Origin of the sequence: Indolivaga capnocytophagoides, from assembly GCF_036511535.1 — a bacterium.
Lineage (GTDB): Bacteria > Bacteroidota > Bacteroidia > Bacteroidales > Dysgonomonadaceae > Dysgonomonas_A > Dysgonomonas_A capnocytophagoides.
In genome coordinates this window covers 3,382,673-3,398,199 of the sequence record NZ_AP028867.1, presented here as the reverse complement: position 1 = coordinate 3,398,199, position 15,527 = coordinate 3,382,673, and the positions used below count along the sequence as shown (strand labels likewise).

The 15,527-nt window shown below is 36.6% G+C and carries 12 protein-coding genes; 6 read left to right on the top strand and 6 right to left on the bottom strand.

Annotation, left to right across the window (positions count from 1 at the left end; genetic code table 11):
• Nucleotides 1–49 precede the first annotated feature (49 nt).
• Nucleotides 50–598, bottom strand: coding sequence for a terminase small subunit-like protein (locus tag AABJ51_RS13665; protein ID WP_338372947.1), 549 nt, complete (start codon nucleotides 596–598; stop codon nucleotides 50–52).
• A 341-nt stretch (nucleotides 599–939) separates the two neighbouring features.
• Between AABJ51_RS13665 and tamL the strand changes: the two genes are divergently transcribed.
• Entirely contained in the window at nucleotides 940–3,228 is a 2,289-nt protein-coding gene (gene tamL, locus AABJ51_RS13660) for a translocation and assembly module lipoprotein TamL (protein WP_026626603.1), read from the top strand.
• Nucleotides 3,229–3,347: 119 nt separating this feature from the next.
• Here the strand turns inward: tamL and AABJ51_RS13655 are convergent, their stop codons facing one another.
• On the bottom strand, nucleotides 3,348–4,676 hold the full coding sequence (locus AABJ51_RS13655) for a DUF6080 domain-containing protein (RefSeq protein WP_338372946.1): 1,329 nt from the start codon (nucleotides 4,674–4,676) through the stop codon (nucleotides 3,348–3,350).
• A gap of 386 nt (nucleotides 4,677–5,062) precedes the next feature.
• Here AABJ51_RS13655 and AABJ51_RS13650 point away from each other — a divergent pair, with 386 nt between their 5' ends.
• The 3 genes from AABJ51_RS13650 to AABJ51_RS13640 all read left to right on the top strand — a co-directional run bounded on the left by AABJ51_RS13650 (nucleotide 5,063) and on the right by AABJ51_RS13640 (nucleotide 7,803).
• Nucleotides 5,063–5,671, top strand: a complete 609-nt coding sequence (locus tag AABJ51_RS13650; RefSeq protein ID WP_338372945.1) for a BamA/TamA family outer membrane protein — start codon at nucleotides 5,063–5,065, stop codon at nucleotides 5,669–5,671.
• A gap of 182 nt (nucleotides 5,672–5,853) precedes the next feature.
• Nucleotides 5,854–7,329, top strand: a complete 1,476-nt coding sequence (gene guaB / locus AABJ51_RS13645; protein ID WP_026626604.1) for an IMP dehydrogenase — start codon at nucleotides 5,854–5,856, stop codon at nucleotides 7,327–7,329.
• Nucleotides 7,330–7,419: 90 nt separating this feature from the next.
• Nucleotides 7,420–7,803, top strand: coding sequence for an SH3 domain-containing protein (locus tag AABJ51_RS13640; RefSeq protein ID WP_338372944.1), 384 nt, complete (start codon nucleotides 7,420–7,422; stop codon nucleotides 7,801–7,803).
• 10 nt (nucleotides 7,804–7,813) lie between these two features.
• Here AABJ51_RS13640 and AABJ51_RS13635 read toward each other — a convergent pair whose 3' ends face one another.
• Together AABJ51_RS13635 and AABJ51_RS13630 are read right to left on the bottom strand one after the other, a co-directional pair.
• Entirely contained in the window at nucleotides 7,814–8,422 is a 609-nt protein-coding gene (locus AABJ51_RS13635; protein WP_338372943.1) for an LTA synthase family protein, read from the bottom strand.
• Between the two features lie 2 nt (nucleotides 8,423–8,424).
• Nucleotides 8,425–8,934: an RNA polymerase sigma factor gene (locus AABJ51_RS13630; RefSeq protein WP_026626607.1), complete on the bottom strand. Its 510-nt coding sequence runs from the start codon at nucleotides 8,932–8,934 to the stop codon at nucleotides 8,425–8,427.
• Nucleotides 8,935–9,616: 682 nt separating this feature from the next.
• Here AABJ51_RS13630 and cysS point away from each other — a divergent pair.
• Nucleotides 9,617–11,089, top strand: a complete 1,473-nt coding sequence (cysS, locus tag AABJ51_RS13625) for a cysteine--tRNA ligase (protein WP_338372942.1) — start codon at nucleotides 9,617–9,619, stop codon at nucleotides 11,087–11,089.
• 114 nt (nucleotides 11,090–11,203) lie between these two features.
• Here the strand turns inward: cysS and AABJ51_RS13620 are convergent, their stop codons facing one another.
• Nucleotides 11,204–11,530 (bottom strand): hypothetical protein, encoded by a 327-nt coding sequence (locus tag AABJ51_RS13620; protein ID WP_321577295.1) that lies wholly within the window; start codon nucleotides 11,528–11,530, stop codon nucleotides 11,204–11,206.
• Between the two features lie 88 nt (nucleotides 11,531–11,618).
• Entirely contained in the window at nucleotides 11,619–13,994 is a 2,376-nt protein-coding gene (gene porZ / locus AABJ51_RS13615) for a type IX secretion system anionic LPS delivery protein PorZ (protein ID WP_166786356.1), read from the bottom strand.
• A 194-nt stretch (nucleotides 13,995–14,188) separates the two neighbouring features.
• Between porZ and AABJ51_RS13610 the strand changes: the two genes are divergently transcribed.
• Nucleotides 14,189–15,508 (top strand): UDP-glucose dehydrogenase family protein, encoded by a 1,320-nt coding sequence (locus AABJ51_RS13610; RefSeq protein WP_338372940.1) that lies wholly within the window; start codon nucleotides 14,189–14,191, stop codon nucleotides 15,506–15,508.
• The last annotated feature ends 19 nt before the right edge of the window (nucleotides 15,509–15,527 follow it).

The window sequence follows — 15,527 nt, the reverse complement described above, 5'->3', positions numbered from 1 at the left end:
TCTTCAAAAGGTAACAAAGGTAACAACAAAATCAGTCAACAATTATCAATTACCAAATTTCATTTTCACTGCTCTGCTGTTCAGCTGCTTTTTTTTCCGCTGATTCCCGCATCCAATTTTGATACTTTCTTTCTCTTTCTTCTTCCCACAATTGGTCTTCGAGTTCTTGCTGTAAAATGCGTTCTTTTTCCTTCAGTTCCGAAAGAATTTTTTTCTCTTTATTCTCAACTTCGGTCTCCTTCGATATTGCCATTTTGAGAGTCTTTTCATCCGGAGAATATTCTTTCACGGTTACGGTCTTTCCTGACAGATATAATTCGCCGTATTCATCCACTGCGTATTTATAACGGGTTGTTGTAACTGTATGTCCTTGTTCTACCCTTTGTTTAAGTATTTGACGTGCTTTTTGTGCTAATCGTTCGTCTCTTTCCAACCGGGCATTATTGATTATTTCTTCAAAGTCGGGATATTTGATCATCCACTGATAAAATGTTTTGCGGCTGATGTTATGTATAGAGCATATTTCTCCTAATGTATATTCGTCTTGTTCTATAGCTTCTGCTATCTGTTTTCCTAATTTTTCTGTGTACTTTGCCATAACTGAATGTGTTTTTTTAAGTATAGATAAAAACTGAATATGTTCCTTGTAGGGGCTAATATCCATTCGACCGATAGTAGATTGTATACTCGGGTAAAAAAAATTGTCCCTGCAGGTAACATGTCAATAGGGGCTTTTCCTCTTATTTATTCTCATATCCTTAGGTCATTAATACTTTCTGTTGCTTATTTACTCCATCTTATTACTATTTTTGTAAACAAAAACGGGGCATATCACGTTTCTTTCTTTTAAGGGGATAATAAATAGGTCTGATACCTTGACGTCTCAACCAAATTTTATTTAGAATTCTGAAAAAGGTCTGCGACCTAAAATTATTATGTATGAAAAAAGTAAGCCTGGGCATATTAGTGCTAATTACTCTTTGGGGATGTAACTCGACCAAACATGTTCCGGATGGGAAATATATGTTAAATGATTTCGAGGTTAAATCAGATACAAAAAAGATAGATGTAACCTATCTCGAAGATTTTGTCCGGCAGTTACCGGCTTCAACAATACGGCTCGGGATATATAATATTGCAGGACGCGATACTACAAAATGGCTCAATAAACAAATACAAAAGCTGGGTCAGGCTCCTGTTATATATAGCGCGCAGCAAACCAAAATATCGGCAGGCCAGATAGCCCAGCAGTTGAGCAACGAAGGATATCTTCGTGTAGAAGTAGATACAATCCTTGAACCCAAGGGTAAAAAAATGAATGTAACTTATGATATTAAAAATAATGGGATCTATACCATTAGAAACTATGAATACACAATAGACAACGGAACCATCGCAAAAAGCCTTGCTCCCGCAAAAAAATATACAAGCATTCAGCCGGGTATCGCATTCAATCAGGATGATATAGAAGCTTCACGAGAGCACTTGACCTCTTATCTCAGAAATATCGGATATTACCAGTTTTCAAAAGAATATCTTTTCTTTAAAGCCGATTCTACATTGAATTCGCATCAGGTGGATTTGTTCTTATCGCTCAATCCGTCCAAAGACAGTACAACGTTCAAACGGTTCAAAATAAGAAACGTGACTGTCCTCAGTGGATACGATCCCACTACAAGAGGTAATAACTACTTGTTTAGCAATCCGGATACTGTTCAGTATAAAGACTTGACTATTATACACGGTAAAAATAATTTCCTTCGAAAATCTACATTATACCGCAATACATTTGTTCGTCCCGGACGGTTTTATTCCGATATGGGATACACTCGTACGACAGGTGCTTTTAATGGTATAGGAGTGGTAAAGAAAACGGATGTAACTTATACTCCGGTGAGTAATAACCCGAATGATAGTATTCAGCTCCTGGATGCTCTTGTTTCGATAGCTCCCGGAAATACCCATTTCTTTCAGACCGAATTGCAGGGAACCAATTCTGCGGGCGATTTGGGTATTGCTCCGAGTATAACCTACCAGCATCAGAATTTATTCAATGGAGCAGAGATTCTGAAGGTCAAACTAAGGGGTGCTTATGAGTTTGTATCCAATTCGAGCAGTACGAGTAATACATCCACCCAGAACTATTATGAGTATGGTGTCGATGCATCGCTGTCATTTCCTCAGTTTTTATTTCCGTGGCTCAAGCACAGTTGGCGTGAAATGCCTTCTGCCAGTACCCAGATTTCAGTAGGAGTAAATAACCAGCACCGAAAAGAGTATACCCGTCAGTTTTTTAATGCGGCTCTGACTTATCGCTGGATGACTAATAAAAACAGATTCAGCCACGCTCTTAGTTTGTGGGACATCAACTATGTAAGGATGCCATCGGTTGATGAAGAATTCAGAAAAAACTATATCGAAAATAAAAATAACCCCATTCTTGCCGAAAGTTACAAAGATCAGCTTATATCGAGCCTGAAGTATGGCATTACTTTTACTAATCTAAACACCGGATTCAGCCGTAAAGAGCCAAGAAACAAAGTGACCGTAAGAGCTAATATCGATATAAGTGGACTGCTTCCAAGGCTTGTTACCAGTTTTTACGATGCACAAAGGGATAGTACGGGTCAGAAAAAGATAATGGGTACAGCTTATGCCGAATATATAAAAGGAGATATAAGCTATTCGCAGACTCATACACTGAATAAGAATAATTCGGTGGCATTCCGTATTGGATTAGGTGTAGCCAAACCTTTTGGAAACTCTACTGTATTGCCTTTCGAAGTGAGGTACTTTTCGGGTGGAGCCAACAGTGTCAGAGGATGGAGTACACGTGATCTGGGACCCGGATCATATGTTCCGGACAGTACAATGAGAAACGACTTTGCCAATCAGGTCGGAGATATTAAACTCGATCTCGGGATTGAATACCGGAGCAAAGTTTCAGATTATATCGAACTAGCCGGATTTCTTGATGCAGGAAATGTATGGACTATCAATGATTATGAAGGCCAGCCGGGTGGAGAATTCAAATTTTCGAGGTTCTATAAAGAGATAGCTTTAGCATACGGAGCCGGGCTCCGTTTTGATTTAGGGTTTCTTCTTCTCCGTTTCGATTTAGGCGTAAGGGCATACGACCCCGAAGAGCCCGAAAAAAGAAGATGGGTGATAAATAAACCCCGATTCAACCGCATGGCATGGCATTTTGCTATCGGCTATCCTTTCTAATTGCTCTAATACCAGAGATTAGCTGCATTGCAGAACTCTAAACAAGTATTATTCATTATTTACAAGTAAACTTTATCAATACATCTTTTATTGTGGAACTCTTAATTCTTATTCTCTAATTAAGAAACTGGAGGATAATATTTTTGTGCCAATAATATAAAATCATATAAGCGTAGTATATTATTTAGAAGAAAGAAAAAAGCTAACAATATAAATGTTACATTAAAAACTCTTATCTGTTTTATATTCATTTTTTTAATCCCCCAACTGATTATGATTGGTAATATAAATATCCAATGCCCTGAATAAATAAAACTCTCATGTAGTGCATATTTCATAACTATATGAATAATAAAATCGATAGAGAACATTGATAAAATCATCCATAAAAACTTATTTGTTCTATTGAGCCAACAACAATATAAAATTCCGGAATAAAAGATAAGAAGCAAAATGCGGTAGAAATAGTTATTGTAGAAATCAATATTTATTTTATATTGATTGATTGTGATTGTTGGAATATCTCGTCTTTGTCTTTCGACTTTGTTGATTATCATTTTCGGCATTAGTATTGGAGACCCAAAAAATTGATCAGATATTTTCATCGAGTTATTACCTGAAGCCGAATCATTATGGATAGACCATGCTTCTAAATTCTGGATCATTATTTTGTAGTTTATTGGTTCATTCTTGTATTCACTTTCAATTTTAGAATAAAGAATAATACCCAAAATACTCATTAAAAAGAATAATACGCTTACAATTCCGATCCTATAAAAATGGCGTTTTATTCTTTCTCCAGAAAATAGACTTGCTGCAATAATTTTCGCTCCATTTGTTATAGTGAGTCCACCGGTCAAGACAGCAAGGAAAATTACTGAAAGATGGTCTAGCTTACGTTCCATTTTTATTTGGATTGAGAAATACCAAAGAGTGAAGCTTAACAAGAAAAGAGCATATGGGTAAGATTCTGTAGTAAAACTTAGATATACACAAGTGTTACAAAGACAAAAAAATATTGTTATATAATATATTTGCGATTTAGAGATCTCTACAATATCTTTCAAATATCTGAATACATACACTATTGAAAGCGATATCAATATATTGGAGTTTAGAACTAATAAAATTCCTTTTACTTTTGGAAAATATATTACTAAAATATCTCCCAGATATAATATTGGCATTGTAACATACACCATCAGAGGATGCTTAAATGTTGCTGTCGTTCCTACATGATATATCAAAGTATTATCAAATTCAAAAAATATATTAGTTAAGGGAAAAGGATAATCAATAATTGAGGTATGATATAAAATATATAATCCTAGAGGAAGGTAGACCAATATACAAAGAAAAAAAATCAGACGTTCTTCTCTATCTTTAGGTAAAAATTGTAAAAAAAAAGATTTAATAGAATTTAATAGATGCGAAGAAGTATTGTTCATTTTGAATGAAGATTGAGTATAAATATATAAGATGCCGTATAGATTAATTTTAATTTTATTAAAGCAGGAATATATCCTGTTTATTATAAGTTAGATCTCAGACTTTTTTTATTGTCCATGCAAGTATAATAGCAATAATTCGTTATGTTTTTAGAACACAACTGTAAAATCTTACTATTACTTAATTACTAAAAGTTTGGAGATAAAAAGAGTACTGGACAAAGATACAATAAAATACTAGATACGACTTCATTTACTCTTAGGAAGGTAATATTTTCAAATAAAAATTATACAGGATAAGAGATAAACCGAATTCTATAAAGCTAATTAGGCTTGTTACCAGTTTTTACGATGCACAAAGGGATAGTACGGGTCAGAAAAAGATAATGGGTACAGCTTATGCCGAATATATAAAAGGAGATATAAGCTATTCGCAGACTCATACACTGAATAAGAATAATTCGGTGGCATTCCGTATTGGATTGGGTGTAGCCAAACCTTTTGGAAACTCTACTGTATTGCCTTTCGAAGTGAGGTACTTTTCGGGTGGAGCCAACAGTGTCAGAGGATGGAGTACTCGTGATCTTGGACCCGGATCGTATGTTCCGGACAGTACAATGAGAAACGACTTTGCTAATCAGGTCGGAGATATTAAACTCGATCTCGGGATTGAATACCGGAGCAAAGTTTCGGATTATATCGAACTAGCCGGATTTCTTGATGCAGGAAATGTATGGACTATCAATGATTATGAAGGCCAGCCGGATGGAGAATTTAAATTTTCGAGGTTCTATAAAGAGATAGCTTTGGCATACGGAGCCGCGCTCCGTTTTGATTTAGGGTTTCTTCTTCTCCGTTTCGATTTAGGCGTAAGGGCATACGACCCCGAAGAGCCCGAAAAAAGAAGATGGGTGATAAATAAACCCCGATTCAACCGCATGGCATGGCATTTTGCTATCGGCTTCCTTTCTAAAAGTTTTAGACTTAGAATATAAACCAAGGCTGCCTCATTGAAGAGGCAGCCTTGGTTTTATCTATTCGTTTTCAATTTATCGTAGATTTACCTGAATAAAAATAAAAAATATAAATCTTCACACATTTTTAATACAAAGAATTACATTTGGATGCTGAAAAAGAAGTATATTTGCATGCAATAAAAATTTAAGGTTATAGTCTTATGTCATTTATTGCAGATAAAATCGTCCAGGATGGGCTTACGTTTGACGACGTATTATTAATTCCCGCCTATTCCGAAGTTCTTCCCCGTAATGTCGATCTTTCGACCAAATTTTCACGAAATATAAAACTGAATATCCCTTTTGTCTCAGCGGCAATGGATACTGTTACCGAAGCTAAATTAGCTATTGCTATAGCTCGTGAAGGAGGTATAGGTGTTATACACAAAAACATGTCTATACAGGAACAGGCACAGCAAGTACGTTATGTAAAACGTGCCGAAAACGGAATGATATCCAATCCTGTCAGTATTCACAAAAGCAAAACAGTAGGCAATGCCCTTGCCCTTATGGCCGAATACAAAATCGGAGGGATACCTGTTGTAGATGAAGAAAACAAACTCGTAGGTATTGTAACCAACAGGGATTTGCGTTTTCAGCGTGATATGGGTAAGCTTATAGCTGATGTAATGACCAGTGAAAACCTGATTACTACAAAACAAACCACCGATTTGGAAGCTGCAGCCGATATTCTGCAACATTATAAGATCGAAAAACTACCGGTTGTTGATGTTAACAACAAGCTGATAGGTCTGATCACTTATAAAGATATTACTAAAGCCAAAGACAAACCATACGCATGCAAAGACGAATCGGGACGCCTTAGAGTTGCTGCCGGAGTAGGAGTTACTCACGACACGCTCGAAAGAGTAAAAGCTCTGGTGGAAGCTGAAGTCGATGCAATCGTTATCGATACTGCACACGGACACTCAAAAGGAGTAGTGGAAGTCCTTAAACAAGTAAAAGAAGCTTTCCCTAAAGTTGATGTTGTGGTAGGTAATATTGCTACTGGCGAAGCTGCCAAATATCTTGCCGATGCCGGAGCTGATGCCGTAAAAGTCGGAATCGGACCTGGTTCGATCTGTACTACACGGGTTGTTGCGGGAGTGGGTATGCCTCAGTTATCTGCCATATATGATGTAGCGAAAGCCCTCGAAGGCACTGGTGTACCTTTGATCGCTGACGGAGGTTTACGTTATTCGGGAGATATAGTGAAAGCTTTGGCTGCCGGAGGATATTCGGTGATGATGGGATCATTACTTGCGGGAGTTGAAGAATCTCCCGGAGAAACTATCATTTTCAACGGACGTAAATTTAAATCATACAGGGGAATGGGTTCTCTCGAAGCTATGGAAAAAGGCTCGAAAGACCGTTATTTTCAGGATATGGAAGCCGATATCAAAAAACTTGTACCCGAAGGTATTGCTGCCCGTGTTCCTTTCAAAGGTTCATTGTACGAGGTGGTATACCAGATGTTAGGCGGATTACGTGCTGGAATGGGATATTGTGGTGCTAAAGATATCAATACATTACATGATGCCAAGTTTACCCGTATAACTAATGCCGGAGTTGCAGAAAGCCATCCTCATGATGTAGCCATCACGAGTGAAGCTCCAAACTACAGTAGAGGAGAATAAGACTGATTTTATATATACATAACAGGGTTGTCCTAGAGAAAATAGGACAACCCTGCTTTTTTCTAAAGGAACAAAAAGGGATTAAAACATATGACAAAATACATTGTACTGGAAAGATGGGATGAAAGTTATGAAAACCCGATAGCCTTAAAGAAAAGCGATAGAGTGACCATTGACCTGTCTGTGAAAGATTGTGATCCCGAATGGATTAATTGGGTCTGGTGCATAGCCGAAAATGGAATGAATGGTTGGGTTCCGACTCAAATACTAAAAATACAAGACACTTTATCGTACAAAACACAAATAGCGACTGCTTCGGAAGATTACTCTGCTTACGAACTGTCGGTAAGTGAAGGCGATATAGTGATCGGCTCAAAAATATTAAACGGATGGTTGTGGTGCCGGAAAGAAAACTCTGATAAAGAAGGCTGGGTTCCTTTGAGAAATGTAAAGACTTTCGGGATGTTACCATAGAGCCGGATATCTACAGAAAGTTTTCTTTTTCTAAATTCTCAACATCATCAATCTCTTTGTTCAATTTTTTGAATCGCTCTGATACCGAATACTTAAAGGCATAATATAAGGAACATAAATACACAAGAATTATTAATCCCAAAAATATTAAGGAGTCGGTATTCATTTCTATTTTCTTGAAAAGGAGAAGAAATGCCGAAATGATAGCAAAAGGCATGAAAATGTAGCGTATTTGAGTTATTCTTAATTTCAATTTTTCGAGTTCTGCGATTTTCTTTTTCAGAATCAATATTTTATCTGAAAAATTGATTTCACGGATCAATAAATAATATTTCACATTTGTTATATAGAATACTACATAACTTATTGTAAACAAAGATAGTCCCACATAAAATCTGTTTCCGTCAGTGAATCGAAAATTAGCAAAAGCTACGATAAGCAGAAGTATCAAAGGATCGAACAATCTGTATACACTCCAGAATTTCATCCAGTTGATGCGTTTATGAGGTGCTTTTATTAATAGTCTTTTCAATATTTCTTTATTCAGACGGGTATTATGTGCTAATTTCCGGTCGTGCTCTTTCCATATATTTTCTAATGCAGTTAAGTCCATTTCCATTTTCAATTATTTGAGGTTATTATTTTTTTTAATTTGTCTTTGATTCGTCCTATTCTAGTTCCGACATTTGTCTTTGATATTCCTGTTATTTCGGATATTTCTTCATGTGAGTTTTTATCGAGGTAAAGCAGTATAATTGCTTTGTCAATCGTGTTCAGATCGTCTATACTCCGATATAGTAAATCAATTTCAGACGAATCTTCTTGTTCTATTATCAGCCACGAAAAAATATCCTTATCACCTGTTTCATTTAATAAAGAAGCCAATGGGTTGGTTTTCTGTTTTCGTTTATAGTTCATAGAAGTATTTAAAGCCACGCGATAAACCCAGGTTGAAACTTTTGAATCTTTTCTAAAACTATTATATGACTTCCACATTTGGAGGATGATTTCGGCAATCAAATCTTCTCTGTCTTGCCTCAGATTGGTATATGCTTTCGAAATCTTTAGCAGAATAGGCATATTCTTTTCCAGAATATCCATAAATTCATCATTTAAATCTGTGTTTGTCATTTATCATTTTCATTTTTTGTATAGATAGAAAATCTAGCTGCTGATTTACATTAAGTTTGTTAAATATTTATTGTCGTAATTTTTATTGAGACCTTAATAATATCGTTTCTATTAGTTTAGTAACACGTCTTATATTAAAATCACATCGACAGGGAAATTCAGTTATAAAATTTAGCAGACCTTAGAAAATGGAAAACAAAAAGAGCCTTTATATCGACTTTAAATGCAGCCGGAATACTTGGATGGCTCTCTGTTAATTGTCCTTCAAATTTATTTTTTGTTTACAGCCCGAGAAAAAACAGAGGTTCTCTCCGCCCATTCCATTTAATAGAAGTAAACCGTTTGCCCGAAGATTTTGATTTTTTTTATATCCGAAACAGATATTTACCAACTGATACTGTAGGTCCGAAACAAGACTTATACTTCAGGTCAAAAATAAAGCAGCATTATATTATCACCGATTCGCTGATACAATACGAAAGGAGCATATATAAGTTCCGTACTATACACAGAGATAGGGAAAATATATCTGACTGATATAAATAGACTTTTTTTCAACTGCCGATTCCCAGAACTATACATACTTATTGTTAATCAATAAACATTTATTTATATTTTTGTGTTTCGTTACGCTTGATAAGTCAATAAAAAGGTCTTTGATCTTAAAAATTCAGATATTCCGATGGAACAGAAATTAGTAATTTACAACACCCTTTCGCGCGAAAAAGAAGTTTTCGAACCCATACACGCACCTTCAGTGGGGATGTATGTCTGTGGACCTACCGTTTATGGAGACGGACATTTGGGACATGCACGTCCTGCGATCACTTTCGATTTACTGTTTCGTTACCTTACACATATCGGATATAAAGTACGCTATGTAAGGAATATCACTGATGTTGGACACCTTGAAAACGATGCCGACGAAGGAGAAGATAAAATTGCAAAGAAAGCACGCCTTGACCAACTGGAACCGATGGAGGTAGTTCAATATTACAGCAACCGATATCATAAAGCAATGGATGCGTTGAACGTACTTCCGCCCTCCATTGAGCCTCATGCGTCTGGTCATATTATCGAGCAAATTGAAACTATTAAAGAAATCCTGAAAAATGGATATGCTTACGAAAGTAATGGTTCTATATACTTCGATGTCGAAAAATATAACAAGTATTATAATTATGGAATCCTTTCGCACCGTAATATCGAAGAAATGCTGAATACTACTCGAGAACTGGACGGTCAGGAAGAGAAACGGAGTAAGGTAGACTTTGCTCTCTGGAAAAAAGCATCTCCAGAGCATATTATGAGATGGCCTTCACCTTGGAGTGACGGTTTCCCGGGATGGCATCTGGAGTGTTCTACTATGAGTATGAAATATCTGGGTAATGAGTTTGATATTCACGGTGGCGGACTCGATCTGATGTTTCCCCATCACGAGTGTGAAATAGCACAAAATACAGCTGTTGAAAAGCATCAGGTTGTAAAGTACTGGATGCACAATAATATGATCACCATCGGAGGACAAAAGATGGGTAAATCGCTCGGGAACTTCATCACTTTGGATGAGTTTTTCACAGGCTCACACAAAATGCTCGAACAAGCCTATTCTCCGATGACTATCCGTTTCTTTATCCTTCAGGCTCATTACAGAAGTACGGTAGATTTTAGTAATGAGGCATTGCAGGCGTCCGAAAAAGGGTTGACCAGACTATTGGATGCTTATGGCAGAATTAATAAGATACAGGTTGCAGAAATATCTTCAGCAGATGTACCATCTATCAGGCAGAAGTGCTATGATGCCTTGAATGATGATCTGAACTCGGCAATGGTTATTTCGAATTTATTCGAAACAGCTACTCTTATCAACTCTGCTATCGGAGGTACTGTATCGTTGACAAAAGAAGATGTTGAGGAAATTAAGGATATATTTGATACCTTCCTTTTCGGAATATTAGGTATTAAAAATGAGTCGACAAGTAATGGCAGCGGACAGGAATCTTTTTCTAAAGCGATGGATCTTCTGCTTGAAATCAGGTCGGAAGCAAAAGCGAAGAAAGACTGGTCTACTTCTGATAAGATAAGGGATGAACTGACAAAGATCGGATTCGATATAAAAGACGGAAAAGACGGCTCGGAGTGGAAGCTGAAATAATTCTGTGAGTACAGCCGTTTACCGAAATTATATTTACTAAAGCAATAAATAGGTCTGAGACCTTAAAACAGAAACGCCTCAAATAGAAATTGAGGCGTTTTATATTTATAAGGACTAATCTTTTACAACTTTTCCTTTCTCGTCAAAAATAAGGCTGCGGTAATAAGGATGATGTGAATTGCGGTCGTAACTGATTTTTACGTAGTAATATCCATTCCCCCTGCGTTTCGAAACCAAGATATCGTAATTGTTATAATGTTTATTCAGATATTTGGTGATGTTCGACGGGAGATCACGGACATTCATATTTCCTTTGTGATGTCTGCCATGGTAATATCTGCCATGATTCAACTCTACTGTTTGCTCACTCATTGAAGATGCTTCGGACTGAAAAGTAATTAAGCCAATAGAAAAACAAGCTGCAAGTAAAAATTTTTTCATAACTTCCGTTTTTATTGTGAATACCCTGTAACGAAAGTAGAAATCAAATCTGTAGCAATTCTGTAGACCGTATATAGCTTGCTTTTGTTTAATTTACAACCATTATTTTTGTAACGACTCCTTCAGATCCATCCTCTGATGATCCAAAAACAATGTAGACCCCTGTGTCGACCCGTTTTCCTTTAGCGTTTAATCCATCCCAGTTATACTGTCCGCCGAGTGATTTACCCCGATTAATGAGGTTTCCTTTGATATCGGTGATTTTTACCGATGAATTTTCTTTCAGACCGGTGATCGAAATAGGTCCTGTATAATCAGGTTTTACAGGATTGGGATAGGCATATACATTAGAGAAGTTGTCTGCTCCTTGTGTTGCCCCGCCTTTGTATGAAACTAGCCCGCGTGCCGAACCGATATACACAACTCCTGTTTGATTATCGATTGCCAGCGAAAGTATATTATCGGAGGGTAGGGGACTGTTGCTCATGGTGAAATGTTCCAAAGAACTATTGTCCGAATCGATTAAATATAATCCGTTGGTTTCTGTTCCGATCCATTTACGATTAGCTCCATCAATGGCAATGACTTTTGTTTCGATATTTTCGAGTAAAGGAGCAAGTGCATTGCTGTTGCCTTCTCGTTCTACATAAATCTTATTCAGAGGAGGTATCGTGTTTGAGGACAATATACTGCTGACTCCTTTTATTGTAAAGGGTCCTATATCTGTAGCCACCCACATATTACCCTGACGGTCTTCCTTGAGGTCAAATACTGCGTTTATACTCAGGCTGTTTCCGTTTTGGTCGGTGAAGGTGCTTATCATCTTTTTCTTATCGTTCGGAATTAGTGTTCCGTTGTCATTGAATATAAAAATATACGGGCTTCCTCCTCCTATACTTGATATCCATTTATTGGAATACTTGTCTATCAGAATAGTTTTCGCATTGGTCTCGATCTGTGTTTTTGATATTTCGGGATAGTATAACTCAGCCCATTCTCCATTCTTTTTGTACACTTTAATTACATTTTCAACCAAAGAGTTTAATACCCAGAGGTTCGAATTTTTATCGAAAACCATTTCTCCGACACGGGTTGTTGTCCAATAACCGCCGTTTTCGGTCTTTACCACAATCTCTTCAATAGGGCTGTTTTCTTTATCGTATCTGTTTTTGAAAGCATTTCCTTCGAATTCATATAATCCCTCACCCCAGCTTCCTGCGAATATATGATTAGGATCGGCGGGGTCGCTTATCGCTGATACCAAATCAAGGGAATTAATGCCGCTCTGTTCACTTATTTCACTCGAATATGTATTCATCCATCTGTTGTTCTTTAATATCGACAGGCTGGCTCCCCGGTTGTCTCTTTGTGTATTTATATTTGTGTATCCTCCTCCGGTTACGATCAATTGGTTATTTCCGAGTGTTAAGGAGAATGGATAGTTGGAAGCAGGGCCTTCAGGTTTCAGCCATCTTTTATCTTCTATAAAATCGTACCCTTCGGAGTTGTTGCGCTTAATCAGGCTCAGATTATTACCCTCTGATGACATCCAATACTCCATGGTATTATTTCCGTTCGATATGATGTGTTTGAGGTTGCTGATATCCACTTTTGTCATATCGTTTAAGCTGCTATAGTCCCGGCAGCTGTTTTTCGAAGAAACCAGCAGGTGGTTATTATTGGTAACTTCTATTCGGTTCAATTCATTATTTGCAACCAGTAATCGAACGGAAGATTCGTTTTCCATATAATACACAGCTGTATCCGGAACAAGGAAAATAAGTTTATCATTGAAAGTGGTCAACTGCTTTATGCTGCTATCTTCGAACGGATAATCTGTCCCGTTGTAAAGAGTGTTTATTTTAAAGAGCTCCCAATTGTTAAAATCAATAAGATTCTTAGATTTATCAATACGATATATGCCTCGGCTGGTTGAAGCGTATAATTTATTACCGAAAGATGCGATTGAATAAAAAGGAAAATTAAACACTCCAGATTCTTTTATTTCCTTGTTTTTCAGATTAATAATTGTAAATCCAAAGTTTGCTGAAAGGTATGCGTCATCGCCATCGATGAAAATATTATTAATGGTTTTATCAATACTTAGGGGGTAAATCTTAAGGCCATCTATATCTATGAACGATTTGTCCTCGTATAATATTTCTATATTTGCATCCGAACGGACTAGCAGCATACATTTATTGTTGCTGCTATATGCTATTTGCTGAATATCGGCATTGCCTCCGGTGTTTCTGATGTAGGATTCGAAGCTGTTATCATCTGTATTATAGCTGAATAATTTTCCATCGGTAAGTGCAAATATTATATTTCCGTTTTTTATTATTTGATTAATATTTGCCGAATACGATATGTGGTTGCTCCAGTAAGGAACTGCAAATAACGAATTCGTTGTAAAAAATAATGAACAGATAATAAAAACTATATTAATTCGTTTATTAATCATGACCTTCTGTATTAAGGGGTTTGATGGTAGCATAAATAGAATACAGAGCAAAGATATAATAATACTTTATTTATTAAATAATTATTATTTTCTAGGAAGATAGATCTGTTGATTATCTCGGAAGAACTTTGTTATGCATCTATTTATGTCTTATTTTTGTGTATTTTTAATATAAAGATAAGTTTAATATCTGTATGAAAATAGCAATAGTCGGAACCGGATATGTTGGTTTGGTAACGGGTACATGTTTTTCTGAAATGGGGATTGATGTTCATTGTATTGATGTGGATTCTGAAAAGATAAAGAATCTCAAGCAAGGAATTGTTCCGATATATGAGCCCGGTTTGGAAGATATGGTTATAAGAAATTATAAGGCCGGTCGTTTGCAGTTTTCTACTGATCTCGGAGCTATCTTGAATCATGTTGATGTTGTATTCAGTGCGGTTGGTACGCCTCCGGATGAGGATGGTAGAGCCGATTTAAAATATGTATTGGAAGTAGCTCGTACAATAGGGAAGAATCTTTCTAAGTATGTTTTAGTTGTAACAAAGAGTACTGTGCCTGTCGGTACTGCTCAACTTGTGAAAAAAGCAATTCAGGAAGAATTGGATAAAAAAGGTCTGTCCGATTTGAAATTTGATGTAGCATCAAATCCCGAATTTTTAAAGGAAGGTGCTGCTATTGATGATTTTATGAGTCCTGACAGAGTTGTTGTGGGGGTAGAATCGGATCAGGCAAAAGAAGTGATGGATCGGTTATATAAGCCATTCACATTGAATAATTATCGTATAATTTATACAGATATACCTTCAGCCGAAATGATTAAATATGCAGCTAATGCAATGTTGGCAACCCGTATCAGCTTTATGAATGATATTGCTAATCTTTGTGATATTGTAGGTGCAGATGTGAATATGGTGCGTGCAGGGATTGGAGCTGATAACCGGATTGGAAAAAACTTTTTATATCCCGGTTGTGGATATGGGGGCAGTTGTTTTCCGAAGGATGTGAAAGCATTGATTAAGACGGCAAGTGCTAAAGGGTACAATATGAAAGTCCTAAAAGCCGTAGAAGAAGTCAATGAATATCAAAAGGGAGTATTGTTTGAAAAATTCAACAATTTCTATAAAGGCGATATAGAAGGTAAAACCGTTACAATATGGGGATTAGCTTTTAAGCCAAAAACCGATGATATGAGGGAAGCTCCGTCTTTAGTCTTGATTGAAAAACTGATTAGGGAAGGAGTGAAAGTGAAGGTCTATGACCCTGTTGCGATGAACGAAACGAGACGAAAAATAGGTGATACTGTTACTTATGCAAAAGATATGTATGATGCAACAGTAGACTCGGATGCAATATTTCTTGTTACGGAATGGAATGAATTCAGGCTTCCTTCATGGCCAGCTATAAAGAAACTGATGAATACCCGGTTGATTATAGATGGTCGTAATATTTACAATGGGAAAGACCTGAAAGAATTAAAATTTGAATACTATTGTATTGGGGCGAAATAATAATTTATACAATATAAGT

Coding starts and splice junctions, on each gene's coding strand:
- AABJ51_RS13665 (WP_338372947.1), bottom strand. CDS start 598: ATGGCAAAGTACACAGAAAAATTAGGAAAACAGATAGCAGAAGCTATA.
- tamL (WP_026626603.1), top strand. CDS start 940: ATGAAAAAAGTAAGCCTGGGCATATTAGTGCTAATTACTCTTTGGGGA.
- AABJ51_RS13655 (WP_338372946.1), bottom strand. CDS start 4,676: ATGAACAATACTTCTTCGCATCTATTAAATTCTATTAAATCTTTTTTT.
- AABJ51_RS13650 (WP_338372945.1), top strand. CDS start 5,063: ATGGGTACAGCTTATGCCGAATATATAAAAGGAGATATAAGCTATTCG.
- guaB (WP_026626604.1), top strand. CDS start 5,854: ATGTCATTTATTGCAGATAAAATCGTCCAGGATGGGCTTACGTTTGAC.
- AABJ51_RS13640 (WP_338372944.1), top strand. CDS start 7,420: ATGACAAAATACATTGTACTGGAAAGATGGGATGAAAGTTATGAAAAC.
- AABJ51_RS13635 (WP_338372943.1), bottom strand. CDS start 8,422: ATGGAAATGGACTTAACTGCATTAGAAAATATATGGAAAGAGCACGAC.
- AABJ51_RS13630 (WP_026626607.1), bottom strand. CDS start 8,934: ATGACAAACACAGATTTAAATGATGAATTTATGGATATTCTGGAAAAG.
- cysS (WP_338372942.1), top strand. CDS start 9,617: ATGGAACAGAAATTAGTAATTTACAACACCCTTTCGCGCGAAAAAGAA.
- AABJ51_RS13620 (WP_321577295.1), bottom strand. CDS start 11,530: ATGAAAAAATTTTTACTTGCAGCTTGTTTTTCTATTGGCTTAATTACT.
- porZ (WP_166786356.1), bottom strand. CDS start 13,994: ATGATTAATAAACGAATTAATATAGTTTTTATTATCTGTTCATTATTT.
- AABJ51_RS13610 (WP_338372940.1), top strand. CDS start 14,189: ATGAAAATAGCAATAGTCGGAACCGGATATGTTGGTTTGGTAACGGGT.